This window comes from Polymorphobacter sp. PAMC 29334, assembly GCF_019431245.1.
Taxonomy (GTDB): domain Bacteria; phylum Pseudomonadota; class Alphaproteobacteria; order Sphingomonadales; family Sphingomonadaceae; genus Polymorphobacter_B; species Polymorphobacter_B megasporae.
On sequence record NZ_CP080243.1, the window covers coordinates 2,008,162 to 2,023,385 of the forward strand.

Here is a 15,224-nt window from a genome sequence, read left to right on the forward strand (position 1 = left end):
CCCATCTAGGACTACCCTCGTGGCCTAACGAGTGGGCGATTCGGCGAGCAGCGATCCCCGCAACGCATCGATAAAGGCTCGAACCCGCGCAGGCATGTGCGAGCGGCTCGGGAAAACGGCCCATATCCCCACCTCCTGCGGCTCGACGTCGGCGAGGTGAATAGGCTGCAATTCTCCGCACGCGATTTGCTTGTGCACGTCCCAGTAGGTCAGCATGGCGATGCCGACGCCGGCAATGCAGGCTGCTCGTACCGCGTCGACTGTGCTGGCCGACAATGGGCCGCTAATTCGAACGCGGTGCATCTCACCGTCCCACGTGAATGGCCACGTATCCATCGCGTGAAGTTTGATGCAGGGATGCCCCGCCAGATCTTCAATCGTGGAGGGTTGGCCGTAGCGTGCAACATAGCTAGGCGACGCGACCAGAGTGAACGGATTGTCGGCGACCCTTGTCGCGATCATTTCCGACGGCCTCATCTCCGCCACGCGAACGGCCACGTCTAGTCCTGCTGTGGCAATATCAATGACGCCATCGCTGAGAGTGAGGTCGACGCGTAGCGCAGGGTTGTCGGCGATAAGTTCGGCAACGACAGGCAAAACGAGGGAGTGGCCGATGACATTTGGCGCGGTAATCTTCAACACGCCTAAGAGACCGAAGGCACCAGACGAGACCGAGTCGAGCGCTCGATCCCGAGCCTCGATAAGGGTGACGGCGTGAGGCAGGAAGGCCTCTCCTTCGGACGTCAGCGAGAGGGATCGCGTCGTGCGGTGGAACAGTCGCGCGCCCAACCGGGCTTCAAGGCCGGCCAACCTGCGGCTGACGAACATCGGCGTCATGCCCAGCTGTCGAGCCGCCGCCGATAGGCTGCCGACCGCCGCAATCGCGCGAAAAAGAGCTACGTCTTCGAGATCCACATCATAACGATAATCGATATAATGCTTATCACCCAGCACATCTTTTGATGGCCTACCGCAAAGGCTAAATCTTAGCTCAACACATAAGCGATCCTTAGCTTTCGAGATGTAGGCGCCGGATTTGAAGGTCTGAACTATGAACGTTGACACTAGCGCGCTTTTTGCGCCGATCGTTATAAAAGGTCACACCGTGGCAAACCGCTTCTCGGTCGCGCCGATGACGCGCATCTCGGCGACCGAGGAAGGCCGGGCGACCGAAAGGATGACGCGCTACTACGAGCGTTTTGCCCGGGGTGGCTTCGGGACGGTCATCACCGAAGGCATTTACACCGATCAGGCATTCTCGCAGGGCTACGTCAATCAGCCCGGCATAACCAACGAGGCGCAGGCCAATGCCTGGAAGCCGGTCGTCAGCGGCCTCAAGGCACACGGTACGCTCGCCGTCGCCCAACTTATGCATGCCGGCGCTATCAGCCAAAGCAACCGCTTTTGCGGCAGCACCGTGGGTCCGTCATCCGTCCAGCCGAAGGGAGAACAGATGACGTTCTATCACGGCAAGGACCGCTACAGTCTGCCGGCCGCGATGACGGAGGCGCAGATCGCCGACGCCATCGACGGCTTTGCCGAGTCAGCGGCGCGCGCGATTGAAGTAGCTGGCTTTGAGGCGATCGAAATCCATGGCGCCAACGGATACCTTCTCGACCAGTTTTTGACCGACTACATTAACAGCCGGACCGATCGGTGGGGCGGCAGCACGGAAAACCGTGTGCGATTGATCCTCGAAACGTTGAAGGCGGTGCGTGCAAGGGTCGGTGCCAGAGTGCCGGTCGGCGTCCGCCTGTCTCAGGGCAAGGTGAACGACTATCACCAAAAATGGGCGGGCGGCGAGCGCGATGCCGAGATCATCTTCGGCAGCCTCGCCGATGCTGGCGCCGATTTCATCCATGTTACCGAGTTCGAGGCATGGCAGCCTGCGTTCGCCGAGGACGGCCCCTCCCTGATGCGGCTCGCCAAGCACTATGCACCCAAAGCGGTGATCCTTGCCAACGGCAGTCTGCACGACATCGCGCGGGCGGCGGCCGCGATGAACGAAGGTGCCGATATCATCACCATAGGCCGGGGTGCTCTGGCGAATCCCGACCTGCCCAGGCGCCTATCCGATCGGGCCGTCCTCAACGACTTCGATCCGGCGATCCTCGGACCGATCGCCGACGTCAAGGAAACCGAACTGAAGATGTGAAGGGCCAGCGGTAGCGACGACGGGTCGAAGCGATCGTGGTTGGGGTTGCTCGCACACCGACGCATGTCTGCAATCGTCCGTCTTGGCGAAGATTACCGTGCCACTGCCGAGATACGGTAAAAAGGAGTTTGGTAATGATGCGGTCGCGCGACAGCCTTAGTGGCTTGATCTTCGCTCTATGTTTGACCGCATCGCTACCGGCAGGTGCCGTATCGGGGCAGGCATCGCGGACGTCGTACGCCATGACATCAGAGCTGTGGCAGGGCGAAAAGTTTACATTCGAAGGTGCGGAGGGGTTTCCGAACGGGCGGATGACTGTCCTCGACGGGTTTGCGACGCTGAAGGATGCCGTGTTCTCCGAAGGCACGGTCGAGTTCGACATGAAGCCACTGGCATTCGCCGATACGGGTATTCAGATTCATCGCCAGGACGCGGACACGGCGGAATTCATTTACCTGCGTGCAGACCCCGATTGTCCCGCGGCGAATGATTGCGTCCAGTACGCGCCGATTACGCACGGCCGCATGCAATGGAACATTTATCCACAGTATCAGAGCAGTGCGCCGATCTCCGAGAAGGGATGGAATCATTTGCGGATCGTAGTGACCGGCGAGCGCTTGCGTCTTTTCGTCAATCGCGAAAACGAGCCATCGATCGATGTGCCTCGACTTCAGGGATTGGCCGGGACCGGCGGCATCGCTGTCAAAGGGCCCGCGGTGTTCGCCAATTTAATCATTCGGCCAGGCGATCGGGGCGAACCTACCGTGCCACCGCTTCAAGGCGATCAGCATGGCCTTGTCCGTCACTGGCTTCTGGCTCCCCCTACCTTGGCGCCGGCCGATCGTGCTCCCACCCTAGCGGACGCTCCATCAAGCGGTTGGCGACCGCTCGAGACGGAGGCCAATGGCATGGCCAATATCAGTCGTGCGATGCCCCACGATGCGACACCGGCCCTGACGCTGGCTTGGCTGAAGCTGACGATCAACGCCGCTACGGCTGGAGAGAGGGTCATGGATCTAGGTTTTTCCACTCGTGCATGGCTCTTCCTCAACGGAAGGCAGGTCTATGCCGGCGAAAATCTCTATTATCCGGAAGGAAAGAGACTGACACCGGAAGGCCGGTTCGCTCCCGACAACGCCAAGGTAAAACTGGTGCTGCACAAAGGCACGAACGAGCTTGTCCTCGCCATCGATAACGCGTGGCGAACCTCGACCGGGCCGATCAAGCCAACGCCTTATGGTTGGGCCGGAATGGCTCGCTTCGAGCAACCAGAAGGCTTAGCTCTTCAACCGTGAAAGCTGCTCAATTCGCCGAGAAGGTCGCTTCAAACCAGCTGACGAAAGCGCGGGCCTTGGCGGTCGGCAGTCTCCCAGTCGGAAAGAGGGCCCACAAGTCTGCGTTGGGAAGCTCCCAATCGGGTAGCACCGGAATCACGCTCCCGTTCGCAAGCTCTGGTTGCATCACCCATCGCGAGCTGATCGCGAGGCCAAAGCCGGCAATTACTGCCTCCCGAACACCCTCGGCCGCACTGAATGAAAGCCGGGTGGGTACACGCACTGACGTATCCTCACCTGCACGACGAAAGCGCCATTCCTCCGCGATCAGCCCGCGAGTGTAGACCAGCGCGGCGTGGTCACGCAGGTCAGCTGGCGTCGAGGGAGTGCCCATCCGCGCGAGGTACGCAGGGCTCGCGACGACCAATCGCTCGCACGTGGCCAATTTTCGCGCGGTCAGGCTCGAATCCATTAGCTCTCCCCCACGCAGCGCCACGTCGATGTTCTCCCCCATCAAATCAACAAAGCGATCGTCTAGGACGAAATCGACCCGAAGATCTGGATGCGCGTCGAGGAAACCGCCGATCTTTGGAATGACATGCAGTCTCGCGAAGGTGACGGGCGCACTGACGCGCAGCCGGCCGTCGAGCCCCTTGCCTAGTCCGCGGGCGGCGGTCTCAGCCTCATCGGCTTCCGCGAGAGTGCGTCGCGCCCGTTCGTAGAAAGCCTGGCCAGCTTCGGTTGTGTGAAGTTGGCGCGTCGAACGGACCAGAAGCCGCACCTGGAGACGATCTTCCAGTGCGGCAATTAATTTCGACACATTGGGCTGACCGATCTGCAGGTCGCGCGCGGCGGCTGAGAAGGAACCGGTTTCAACGACACGGACAAATACTTCCATCGCATGCAATCGATCCATCGCCGCGCCGCCTATTCTATATCGGAATAGATCATATTGCCCTTAGCGCTCTACTGCAATTATCTAGAATAGCCCAATTGGACGTCACGCCAGCGATGGTGCTGAACCGGCAGGGAGAAGCTCAATGAACTTTCAGGAAACTTTTGCGATGATCGCGCGATCCGGCTTGCCGCTGCAAGGCAAGCTCGACGCGTTCGAGGTCGAATTCGATACTCGCCTCGCACCCCCGGCGGTAGTCGAAGCCTTGCATCGCTCAGTCGATGAACTGATCGCGTCCGGTGCGCCGATTCGCGCACTGAAGGTCGGCGACGTCGCACCGGAGTTCAGCCTCCCTGACCCGGACGGCAACCCGGTCTCTTCCAAAAGCCTCTTGGCCAGCGGGCCGCTGGTGGTCACCTTCTATCGCGGCATTTGGTGTCCGTTCTGCAACTATGACCTGACCGCGCTTGAAGAAAGTCGCTTGGAGATCGAGGCGCGTGGTGCCAGCCTCGTCGCAATTTCGCAGCAGACGGCGCCCAATAGCCGCAAATCGCAGCGCCAGAACGGGCTCGGCTTCCCGATTCTGGGCGATCATGGCGGTGAGGTCGCCGCAAGGTTCAACGTTCGCTGGACATTGCCTGACTATGCGCGTGTCGCGCACAAGACGCTCGGCGCCGACCTGGCGCAGTTCAACGGCGAGGACAGCTGGACCCTGCCGATGCCTGCGCGATACGTCATCGCGCAGGACGGAACGATCGTCTACGCAGAAGTGAACGCCGATTACACGCGGCGCCCCGAGCCATCGGCGGTCTTTCCGGTCCTGGAACAGCTGGCGCGTAAGCGGGCCGCCTGACGCCTCTTTACCGTTGCTCAGCCTCTACTTCGGTGCCTTGGAGCACCAGAGGTTGGCTACGCCAAGGAACTCAGCTGGTGATGTCAAGCCAACTTAGTACTGCGCGCACGATTGCGTACGCACGCCCAACAAAAGGAATAATGAAATGGCCAAGTTTGCGTTACTCGTTGAGATGAAGGCCAAGCCAGGAAAAGAAGCCGAGGTCGAGGCATTTCTCGCAAAGGAGGCGTCGCTGGTGAAAGGCGAGCCTGGCACCCTGACTTGGCACGCCGCAAAGATCGAAGGCGAACCGGGGGTCTATCGGGTATTCGACACGTTCGGAGACGAAACTGCCCGCGAAGCCCATCTGAACGGTGAAGCCGGACAGGAGTTCGTCGACAAGGCGGGCGAGCTGTTTTTAAAGGCCAAAATTAGTCGCCTGCAGGTGGTCGCACACAAGTAATGCCGTACGTCGGCTCTTGATTTACCAAATCTCGAACAACTTGGGCGGTTTGGCGTAACGGAGACGCCGACCGCTCATCTTCAAGAGCAAAATTCCTTGGAAAGACATCCAGTGGAAGTTCGCCATCTCTGAATTATAACTGAGAAACTGCCGACATCGCTGCAAAGGACTTTTATGATCTCTCGTCTTGCCGTCTGCGCGATCTTGATCGCGTCAATCGCCGGTGTGGCTATGGGGCGGGAGCTGCCACCGCCTCCAGTATTGACCGAGAGTCCCTGGAACGGCGACTGGATCCTCAGCCCGACGCGCAATACCCCGGAGATCAAGGAGGCCGCAGCGGACGGCTACCGCTTTCACCTACAGCCGGACGGTCGCATCCGCTGGGAAATCCCATCCCTTCACGAGGTGGTGGAGGGCCGGATGGATGGACAGGCTATGGCTATTCGGCGTCTCAAGCCAACAACTCTAACCCTGGCGGTTTCGGCACAAGGTCCTCGCGTCCTCATTTATCACTTAGTCAGAAATGGAAAGCCCGAAGGCGATGGGCGGATGACGTTGGTGGACCAGGGCAAGGCTTGGGTAGATATATCCCAGCCCGCCGGACGGCCCGATCTTGCTGGCGCAGTAATCTATGTGCGACCCGACGCGACGAGCCACTAGGCGCGGCTTTGTAGTTAGGAACACGACCCGGCCCAGCAGATGACAAACTCTGCTGGGCCTCAACGCCGGCGGGATGTTTATGCGATACCGCGAAGTCGGCGGACAAAGTCGGCCACGCCCGGAGCGATGACCTCCGGGGCCTCCTCAGGAATATAATGGTTCCGGCCACCGGAATTTCCTCCTGGTTGGCGAAGGTCCAGCAAAAAGCGACTTGGTCCGGATTGCTATCGAGGATGCCGGGCGCTGCATTAAAATCAAGCTTGGGCACCGGGCTTTTAGCCAACCATCGCGAATAAGCCATGACCGCCTCCACCACGTCCGCCGGTTCGCCTGAAATGGGAAACTGGCGCGGCTAGCTCAACTTCGGCCGCCGGTTCTCGCCCGGGATCAGGAAGGGGCGGCGATACTCCGCTTTGACCGCGTCGGACAGCGGACGCTCAATGCTTCCGAAAAGAACCTGCTCGACAAAGGCATTTTGCTGCAGGACCATCGTGTCGCCAGCGGACGACCGCATTGCCTCGAACGCAGGCCGCATGGATTCGTTGAAGTCGCTCCAATCGAGCGGCATCACGATCGACTCCATATAGGCGATGCCCTGCACTCGGTCGGACTGCTTGCTCGCATAGTCGAAGGCGAGCGCCGAGCCCCAATCGTGGACAACGAAGATGAGGTTGTGGCCAAGATTGCACCGCTCGTGGACGATTTGGAGGCTCGCCGGTTCGTGCAGGACCCCCGTGGCCGCTGCAACAGCGCTCGTGGAGCGCCGTTTCTGCGACGCGATCGACGCAGGAGAAGTCCCGCCTGACCTTCCCGTTGCCGCGCGCGCGATCCAAGTTCTCGACCTTGGCCGCGGTCTGACGATGCGTGCGCATTTGGGCACGCTGCGCGAAATGCTCCTGAAGGACGCCGAGCAAGCGGCGGACCTGATGCTTCTCCCAATGCGTGAGAGGGCCATGGCAGACAGCCGAAACGGAATATGAGTGAGCGACCGGTTTCGCGAAGCGGCAAGGGTTACATGAGTGGCCGCATTTAGGTCTCACTTCCGTCCAGCGGTCCGGTGGGGCGAACCAAGTTCGCCGCCAGCGCATGGATTGCCTATTGAAAGCCGGACTTTGGATCTTCGCGACGAAGCTTCAGCTTTGACGAGGTCCACTTTCGCTATCTGGTCGTGTATAAGCCACCAGTCTGCAATCAACCTCAATCCGAAATGCGGAACGGGTGAACGAACGGCTGTTTCTGAAAAGCGGCCGCGACTCGCCGAGCGTCCAACTTTCAGTCCTCTCATTGTAAGTCTCTGCGGGCGGCGTGCCTCACGCCGCCCGCAGCACCGGCATTTAAGTCGCCGATTGCAACGGAACGTGCGAACGCCGGGCGCGGATCGCAAGGCCAGTGGCGGTGAAACCAATGATCAACATTCCCCAAGTGGCGGGCTCGGGAACGGCGAGCACGCTCTCGCCGATGGTGAGTGACGCGGTCGGTGGGCCGCCCAGGAAACGTATGTCGCCCGTGCCAACGAATGTCCCCCTCGCGTGGGCGAACTTTCCGCTTCCTCCAGTGACAAGGAAGCTCTGCACGTTCTCGATTACGCTGGCGACGCCCGAGTTCGACAGGACCCCGGAATAGGTCCCGAACAACGAACCGCCGCCGGTGAAGCTGTAGGTAAAACGGCCATCGTAGTAGGGCGTGTCGGCTGCGCCCACAGCGATCGGAGGACCGCTATCGAGACAGTGGGACTGGATTGAGGTGAAGGCGCCGAGGGTCGACAAGCCGGTCGCATAGAAGGGACTGTGGTTGCCGATAGTGACCGTCAGCGAGGGACAGCGGCCACCGGGTGCGGCCGGCGCATTCGTGTTGGCGAAGCTGCCGCTGAACATCAGGGTGCCCGCCGACAGCGGCGATGCAATCGCCACGGCTACGGTTGCGAGAAGGACAGGAATCTTCACGATGGGTTCTCCGGTGACACGGGGCAGCTGCCCGCGCTTCTCGGTTGCCTCGACGGTGGCCGAGGCGATAGGACGCCTTGGCGACTTTTTGCCGACTTTTTGCCGACCATCAGGGAGAAGCCGACGGCGATGATCGATCTGGCCCGCTCTGCTGATTTCGCGCTCGGCCCGATCGCGGTGCGACCGTCGTCGCGTGAGCTAGTAGGAGCTGCCGGCGCGGTCATGGTCGAGCCGAAGGTGATGCGGGTGTTGGTCGCACTATCTCAAGCCGAGGGCCGCGTCGTGCCACGTGACGACCTCGTCAATAGCTGCTGGGATGGCCGCATCGTGGGGGACGACGCGGTCAATCGCGTCATCGGCAAGCTGCGCCGCGTCGCGGAGGAGGTCGCCGGCGGAGCCTTCAGGATCGAAACCGTCGCCCGCACCGGCCACCGCCTGATCTGCGAGCAGCAAAAAATACCCGAGGCCGTCGCAAAGGCACATCCCGCTGCGCATCGGCGCCGGATAAGGCTGCCGGTGATGGGCGCCGCAGTGCTCCTGGTGGTTTGCACGTTCGCGTGGTTTTACGCCGATCGCCCCAAACCAGCCGCAGCTGTCGTCCATCAGGGTCTGCCCGCCGCGGTCACCGACCTCGAGACGCGCGGCCTCGCATCGATGTTCGAGAACGCGCCCGATCGGACGGCAGAGGGCGTCGACTACCTGCGCCAGGCGACGGTGCTTGCACCACGCGCGGCACCGGTCTGGGGGTCGCTGGCGATGAGCTACGTCCTCAGCCTCGGCTGGGCACCTCCAGAGGAGCGCGCCGCGGTCGTCGCAAGGGTGCGGAGCGCCGCGAATCGTGCTCTCGGGCTCGATCCGCGTGAAGCTCGGTCGGCGGCGGCGCTGGTGAGTGTTCAGCCGACATTTGGCCAATGGTCGGCGAAGGACGCGGCGCTTGGCGCTGCTGGATCACGAGCATATCCCGACTTCGGTCCGCTTGCCTATCAACGGGTACAGTTTCTGATGGCAACCGGCCAGAACCGCGCGGCGCTTGCGGCGATGCGTCCGATCATTGCAACATCGCCACTGGTTCCGTGGGTGCGGGCTGCATACATCGACCTTGTCGCTGCAAACGGTCGGCTGGAGGATGCCGATCGGGCTGCAGAGGAGGCAGGTCGGATCTGGCCACGGGATCGACTGATCTGGTTCACGCGGTTCGACCTCGCGATGTTCAATGGGCAACCCGAAAAGGCGCTGGCGCTGGCGGCTGACCGGTCGGGCTGGCCGAAGCAGACGAGTGCCGACGAAATCGAGCTCGCGGTGAAGACCGCGAAGGCATTACAGAGGCGCGGCGACGACACGGCTCGTCTGTTGCAGACCCTCGTAACTTTTGCCCCGCACGGGCAGGCTGAGGCCGAGCGCGCGATTCGAGCAGCCGCCGCGTTGGGTCGACCGGATCTCGCGCTCGCCGTGGCGCGGAGCTTATTGACACACCGGCTCCTGGCCAATCCGCGCCGGACGGTCATCCCGTATATTGGTTTGCCGGCAAACACGGAGGTGCCGACTGCAACCCTATTTTTGTCACCCGCCATTTCTTTAGCGCCCCAGCCAGGATTTCTTGATCTGATGCGGGACGTCGGACTTGTCGCGTACTGGCACCATGCTCGTCCGCCGGATTTCTGCTTCGACGAGCCATTGCGTACCTTGTGTCGGCGGGCGGGCGTGTAGCCGCCTGACGAAACCACTGGAGGCAGTCGAAAAGCTCATAGCAATCATCGCGAGATGAAGATGAAGAGGGAACTGCTACGAGTAGCGGTTTGAGCCATCTGAATGGTTCGAATTAGGTCTTCTCGCCGCACAGAGGTGGCTAAACAAAGGTCCGCTTAATTGCGTTGGACGCCCGAAAGCGGATGAACCGCTTACGGCCCCCTCGCTGTCGCCGGGAGGGAGCCGCGGGAGCGACGACGGAGTGAGGAGCGGACGGCCAGGTTTCCAGCACGATAAGAATGTTGCGGCACTGGCCGTTAGATTGTCCGCGACGGAGGTGGAAAGGGCGCCCTGAGTGTCAGGTTACGGGCTTCTGCTGCCGAAAGCCGCGGCTCAATTTGCCTAATAGAAAGTCTCTGCTTCACGCATTAATCGTCGCAAATCCGCCGCATTTGGTGTGATAGTGGTTCGTGCATGAACTATTTCATGCTGGCAATTGCTATTTTCGCGGAAGTTTGCGCTACGACTGCTATGAAGCAGTCGTATAGTTTCACTCGTATGCCGTGGGTATTTATCACTGTTATCGGCTATGGTATTGCCTTCTACTTCTTGTCGCTGACACTTAGGACGATTCCAACCGGGACTGCATACGCTATCTGATCAGGCGTCGGCATCGTCCTGATTTCTGTCGCTGCATGGATATTTCATGGTCAGAAGCTCGATGCTGCTACTTTAATTGGAATGGGCCTGATCATTGCTGGCGTCATTGTAATTAACGCTTTTTCTAACGCATCTGCGCACTGCAAGCTGGCGGCTTACTCGTATCTTAAGTCTGCCGACGGCGGATGCGGCCGCCCCACGCTGTCTTCCAACCAGATTAACAAATAGCTGAAGTGGCGAAAAAGGTAAGGGCGGTGGGATGGTTAAGTGTGGATCTCTGGGCATCTACGTATAGTCGAACAAAGCTCTGCTTACCGCGTCCGGTCTCCCGAAAATGATCAGGCATCTAAATCCCCGTAGAGGCATGAAGCGCGCCTGGACAATCATCAGGCTGGCATCCAGCTCCGTTCGAACGCGGCCACCCAGTTACTCCCCAAGATCTTTTCGATCACGCGAGCCGATATACCCTTAGCTGTGAGCGCGTCTGCGATCACCTCCGCACGACGCGACGTGTTCATCCCGATAACAAAGGGCGGACGCTCCTCCCCGGGAGCACCGATACCGCGCGCCTTACGATCGGCGACGACATGCAGATAGCCGCGCATATTTTCAGGTGAGGTGTCGAAGCCCGCGAACATTGCATCGCTACCGATACCAACGTGATCCTCGCCGCACACATTCAGCGCGTGAAGCAGGTGGACGATATAGTCGGTAACCGTTGGCTGACGGTCGAGTGGTGCCAGAAAGGGCAGGTCATAGATGCCAACGACGCCACCTTTTTCGGCAACGCCGCGCAAAAGTTCGTCGGGCTTGTTGCGTGGATGAGGATTAACCGCGGCGCAGCCGGCATGCGATATAATCGGAGATGACCGCGAAGCCGCGAGAACATCCATCGTCGTCCTGGCATCAGAATGGCTCAGGTCGATCGTGACGCCCAGCTTGTTCATCCGATCGACCGCGCTGCGACCGAGCTCGGTCAGCCCGGTGCTGGAGACTGCCGGCGTCATCGCGCCCGAGGCAAATACCGACGCCTGATTGTAGCTCAGCTGCATGACCCGCACGCCAAGCGCGCGGAAATGGTCGATGCTGGCGACCTTGCCATCAAGCTGTCCGACGTTTTCGAAGGAGAAGATGATGCCGAGCTTGCCCAACTCCTTGCAGCGACGGATGTCCGCCACTTCCTGAATCTGTGCTAGAAGCGCACCATTGCTGGCGATCGCCGATCTGAAGTCGCGGATCATCTCGTTAGCGCCGTCGAAGGTGTCCGACCCGTCGACATCCGCCTTCACGGCGGTAAGTCCCGAACTCTGGATGGCGATCACGGCTTCGGCTGATAGCGCGCCGACCCCTTCGATCGGCGGCACGAGATTACCGTCGATCACGACCGCCCTGTTATAAAGGTCCGCAGTGTTGGCCCGCGGATGGGAGAGAGCGGGTTCGGCTAATCCAGCGATGCCGATGGCCACGAATGTTCGGCGGTCGATCATGCTGTTCCCACTTCCACTTGAGCAGCCATGGGCGTCGGCAGGACTCCGGGCAAACGATCATTTCGATGGTGAGATGCGAGCCGGTTGCGACAGGCGCCGGTGCTGAAGCGATCGCCGGAAGCGCGGTGCAATCGAATGAACAGATGTGGGAATTTAACTACGGTGTCCAGACGACGTCATGGCTGCTGGTTCGCCCCGGCATCCAGTATGTCATCCGTCCCGGGGGCTTCTCCAATCGACCCGACGCAGCCGTCTTTGCAGGGCATTTACAAGCGGTGTTCTAACCGCTCGCGCCGCTTATAGGCGCACTTCTGCTGAGTGACGAACGACCGGTGGGCCCTGTTAGCGACCGAAGCTGCCAGGCCGCTTCCGGTACCATTCTGGCCAGAAACAAGCGCATGCATGAATGTCCAATCTTAGGAAGCGCTTTAACACTCGCGGATGTCGAATTGCGTGCCCTGTTTGAGAAGGTTCCAAGATGTGGGAGAGAAAAGGGCTCGACATTGGGTGCTGGCAATCAGAGATCGCGACGGCTTCAATAATTCAGTCACTTGAAGACTGGAGGCGGCGAGACTGTAATGCCATTGCCACTACACCTCCGTCATCGTCCAGACTGTTCAAAATGTCTTGCGAATGCCGCCAAAGAAGCCTCGGCGCTGACCGAACTGGGGAGCACCGACGCCGACGCCCGAGCCGTCGCGGATCGCGTAGCTCTTGTCGCCGACATTGATGACATCGAACCGGACAGACAGGCCCTTGAGCACGCCTGGACCGTCGATCACCTGCTCAATGCCCAAATTGACCTGGACGTACGAAGGCAGCTTCCCGCCGTTCGGCACTATGCCCGCCGGGTCGTCGGCGCGCAGGCCGTCTCCATAAATGAAGTCGGCGGTCGGCGTAAGATGACCGATGCCGTCGTCAAACGCGTACGAAGCGCCCCCAGACGCCGTCCATCGTTGCGAATGATCGGTGTTGATCGGATAGGTAGCGATAAAGGCCAGCTCGTCGGGCGCGAAGAAGAACTGGCTCGAGACGATTTTGCGACCCTTCTCCTGCCCGCGGGTGGCATTGCCGTAGAGCGAGAGCGGTCCATTTTTGTACGCCGTCGTCAGCTCGATGCCCCATGCCCAGCCGCGCTCGTAGTTGAATGGCGACAACACGACCGCTTCGCCAAACTGCCCTTCGTCGAGCAGGTTGCGCTTGATCTTGTAGTAGCCGTCCAATCCGACCGTCAGGCCCGGCAGGACGGTGTGGACGACGCCGGCATCGAAGTAGTGCTCGCGCTCGGCTTTGACGGCGTCGGCGGTCTGGATCTCGGATTGTTTGGTCGTGCCGTTGAAGATCGCGACAGTCGATGTCCCGATCAGTTCCTGTGGCGGGGGCGTAAAATCTCGTGCGTAACCGGCGTGGAATGTCGTTCCCTTGCTCGGCTCATAGACGAGGTTGATCCGCGGGCTGAGCTGGTTTTCGGTGGTGAAGGCGTGGACCGCGTCGAATCGCGCCCCGACATTGAGCGTGAGCTGAGGAGTGATCGACCATTCGTCCTGGAGGTAGACTCCGTAAAGCTGACCAGTCTTCCGATCCGGCACGGTGACTGGGAAGGGCACGTCGCTCGTCTGATTGCCGTCGCCATCGGTCGATAGCACCAGGGACGTGACGCTCGACCGCGTGCGCTCGTTCTGGAAAAAGAAGCCGCCGCGTAGCGTGTGACGGTCGGACAGCTTGTAGCTGGCGTCGGTTTGGACACCATAGGCAAGGCTCGACAGCCGCGAGCGGTCGGAGAAACCATTGAAGATGATGTCGCCGTTCGATGGATCGGGGGTGAAGGTTGTCCTCGAATAGCGCGCGAACGGCGCGACCTGAACTGATAAGGCGTCAGCCGAGTACTGATACGCCAGCACGCCGTAATAGGTATATTCGTGCTGGTTCTGGTTCAGCAACGACGAATTGAAGTCCGATACGCGATTGACCGTGAAGGCGGGGTCCTGCCCCGGGTTGTTGGGGATCTGGAAGCGGCTGGTCGCGGCACCACCAAAGGCGCTCAATCGACTGGTCTCCGACAGGATCTGAGAGACATAGGCAAAGCCGCGGAACTGGTCGGTGCGATCGTGGATCGCGTCGCGAGTCGAGGTCGGGTTCTCGATTCCGAGGTCGTTCTTGAGATAGCTGGCGCTGGCGAAATAATTAAAGCCCCCGCTCGACCCCTTGATTGAAGCGCTCGGCTCGATCGTGCCGCGGCTACCGCCATAGAAGCCCACATCACCGCCATTGTCGAAAGCGCCGGTCTGCGTCGTAATATTGATCACGCCCGACGTCCGATAGCCATATTGTGCCGGCAAAGTGCCAGTCAGCAGCGAGATCGAATCGGCGAGCCTGATATCGATCGTCTGGCCGAAGCCGGTGATGCTCTCGGGAACGATGACGCCGTTGATGCGGTATTGGACGTTAGCGTGTTCGTTGCGAACGTGCAGCTGGCCGTAACTATCCTGCACGACGCCGGGTGCCTGGAGAAGCAGACTAGTCAGGCTGCGATCCTGTCCCTGCGGCTGCGTAACGATGGCTGCGCGGTCGAACGTGTACTTGCTCGCGCCCAGGCTCGGTAGGATCGCATCGCGTGCGTTGTCGAGCCGCTTGGCCGTGATGACGATATCACCTGTCGAAGACCCGTCGACCGCTGCAATATCTTCGGCAGCGGCGATTGTTGGCAACACCAGCGAAGCAGCCAGCAGGGAGGCCTTCAGCGCAACAAGATCCATAAAGCAAGCTCCAATGAGACGGTATATCATACCTCGATAGATTTATGCTGCGCCGATAGCAATGACTTTTACAGGGCAAATGGGAGGCGTTTAGGCTGTTACTAGCTGGCTACAGGCAACCCATAGGAAGGCGCCGTGGAACGTGTATCTCTGTCTTGGTCGCCTCTGAGACGAGCAACATCGGTCGCCCTGCCCACGTATCGCTTCCAATCTCGGCAAGCGACGCAGTGGCGGCACGACTTAAGTTTTCAAGCCGGATCAGATCGAGGCGCGACTGAAAAGGCTTGAGACGGGACGCGATTGCGTCGGATGAAAACACGCTGGTGCGAATTCGATCGACACGAGGTTGACCGCCAGCATTTCGAGAAGCGAAGAACCTCGATAGCAGAGTTCGTGTCGTATTTTCCGGATAA

Annotated in this window: 14 protein-coding genes and 2 pseudogenes; 10 read left to right on the plus strand and 6 right to left on the minus strand. The window is 60.1% G+C overall.

Annotated elements, in window-relative coordinates; all coding sequences use genetic code 11:
* Positions 1-24: 24 nt before the first annotated feature.
* A complete protein-coding gene (locus tag KZX46_RS13345; RefSeq protein WP_226895949.1) occupies positions 25-1,065 on the minus strand; it encodes a LysR family transcriptional regulator in 1,041 nt (346 codons plus the stop codon).
* Here KZX46_RS13345 and KZX46_RS13350 point away from each other — a divergent pair.
* Complete coding sequence (locus KZX46_RS13350) at positions 1,052-2,155, plus strand: NADH:flavin oxidoreductase (RefSeq protein WP_219774405.1); 1,104 nt, start codon at positions 1,052-1,054, stop codon at positions 2,153-2,155. The genes KZX46_RS13345 and KZX46_RS13350 overlap by 14 nt on opposite strands.
* Before the next feature lie 134 nt (positions 2,156-2,289).
* Positions 2,290-3,450 (plus strand): DUF1080 domain-containing protein, encoded by a 1,161-nt coding sequence (locus tag KZX46_RS13355; RefSeq protein WP_226895950.1) that lies wholly within the window; start codon positions 2,290-2,292, stop codon positions 3,448-3,450.
* Positions 3,451-3,457: 7 nt separating this feature from the next.
* On the opposite strand, the gene KZX46_RS13360 is transcribed toward KZX46_RS13355, so the two are convergent.
* Positions 3,458-4,345: a LysR family transcriptional regulator gene (locus tag KZX46_RS13360; RefSeq protein WP_226895951.1), complete on the minus strand. Its 888-nt coding sequence runs from the start codon at positions 4,343-4,345 to the stop codon at positions 3,458-3,460.
* Positions 4,346-4,469: 124 nt separating this feature from the next.
* Between KZX46_RS13360 and KZX46_RS13365 the strand changes: the two genes are divergently transcribed.
* The 3 genes from KZX46_RS13365 to KZX46_RS13375 all read left to right on the plus strand — a co-directional run bounded on the left by KZX46_RS13365 (position 4,470) and on the right by KZX46_RS13375 (position 6,279).
* On the plus strand, positions 4,470-5,177 hold the full coding sequence (locus KZX46_RS13365) for a peroxiredoxin-like family protein (RefSeq protein ID WP_219774406.1): 708 nt from the start codon (positions 4,470-4,472) through the stop codon (positions 5,175-5,177).
* 145 nt (positions 5,178-5,322) lie between these two features.
* Positions 5,323-5,619 carry a putative quinol monooxygenase gene (locus KZX46_RS13370; RefSeq protein WP_219774407.1) on the plus strand — a complete coding sequence of 99 codons (297 nt, stop codon included), beginning with the start codon at positions 5,323-5,325 and terminating at the stop codon, positions 5,617-5,619.
* Between the two features lie 174 nt (positions 5,620-5,793).
* Positions 5,794-6,279 carry a hypothetical protein gene (locus KZX46_RS13375; RefSeq protein WP_219774408.1) on the plus strand — a complete coding sequence of 162 codons (486 nt, stop codon included), beginning with the start codon at positions 5,794-5,796 and terminating at the stop codon, positions 6,277-6,279.
* 352 nt (positions 6,280-6,631) lie between these two features.
* Here the strand turns inward: KZX46_RS13375 and KZX46_RS13380 are convergent, their stop codons facing one another.
* Positions 6,632-6,880 carry a hypothetical protein gene (locus KZX46_RS13380; protein ID WP_219774409.1) on the minus strand — a complete coding sequence of 83 codons (249 nt, stop codon included), beginning with the start codon at positions 6,878-6,880 and terminating at the stop codon, positions 6,632-6,634.
* A gap of 133 nt (positions 6,881-7,013) precedes the next feature.
* Here KZX46_RS13380 and KZX46_RS13385 point away from each other — a divergent pair, with 133 nt between their 5' ends.
* Complete coding sequence (locus KZX46_RS13385; RefSeq protein WP_219774410.1) at positions 7,014-7,259, plus strand: hypothetical protein; 246 nt, start codon at positions 7,014-7,016, stop codon at positions 7,257-7,259.
* Positions 7,260-7,613: 354 nt separating this feature from the next.
* Here KZX46_RS13385 and KZX46_RS13390 read toward each other — a convergent pair whose 3' ends face one another.
* A complete protein-coding gene (locus KZX46_RS13390) occupies positions 7,614-8,222 on the minus strand; it encodes a PEPxxWA-CTERM sorting domain-containing protein (protein WP_219774411.1) in 609 nt (202 codons plus the stop codon).
* Between the two features lie 240 nt (positions 8,223-8,462).
* On the opposite strand from KZX46_RS13390, the pseudogene KZX46_RS23505 reads away from it, so the two are divergent.
* The 3 genes and pseudogenes from KZX46_RS23505 to KZX46_RS13400 form a co-directional block, all read left to right on the plus strand.
* Positions 8,463-8,600 (plus strand): annotated as a pseudogene (locus tag KZX46_RS23505) (transcriptional regulator); the annotation flags it as partial.
* A gap of 141 nt (positions 8,601-8,741) precedes the next feature.
* The gene (locus KZX46_RS13395) at positions 8,742-9,929 is read left to right on the plus strand and encodes a lipopolysaccharide assembly protein LapB (protein ID WP_226896316.1); all 1,188 of its coding nucleotides are present in this window, start codon (positions 8,742-8,744) and stop codon (positions 9,927-9,929) included.
* Between the two features lie 453 nt (positions 9,930-10,382).
* A pseudogene (locus tag KZX46_RS13400) lies at positions 10,383-10,709 on the plus strand (multidrug efflux SMR transporter); the annotation flags it as partial.
* A 245-nt stretch (positions 10,710-10,954) separates the two neighbouring features.
* On the opposite strand, the gene KZX46_RS13405 reads toward KZX46_RS13400, so the two are convergent.
* On the minus strand, positions 10,955-12,055 hold the full coding sequence (locus KZX46_RS13405) for a dipeptidase (protein ID WP_219774413.1): 1,101 nt from the start codon (positions 12,053-12,055) through the stop codon (positions 10,955-10,957).
* A gap of 143 nt (positions 12,056-12,198) precedes the next feature.
* Between KZX46_RS13405 and KZX46_RS23510 the strand changes: the two genes are divergently transcribed.
* Positions 12,199-12,339 carry a carbohydrate porin gene (locus KZX46_RS23510; protein ID WP_370647554.1) on the plus strand — a complete coding sequence of 47 codons (141 nt, stop codon included), beginning with the start codon at positions 12,199-12,201 and terminating at the stop codon, positions 12,337-12,339.
* Positions 12,340-12,672: 333 nt separating this feature from the next.
* On the opposite strand, the gene KZX46_RS13415 is transcribed toward KZX46_RS23510, so the two are convergent.
* Positions 12,673-14,811 (minus strand): TonB-dependent receptor, encoded by a 2,139-nt coding sequence (locus KZX46_RS13415; protein ID WP_219774415.1) that lies wholly within the window; start codon positions 14,809-14,811, stop codon positions 12,673-12,675.
* Between the last annotated feature and the right edge of the window lie 413 nt (positions 14,812-15,224).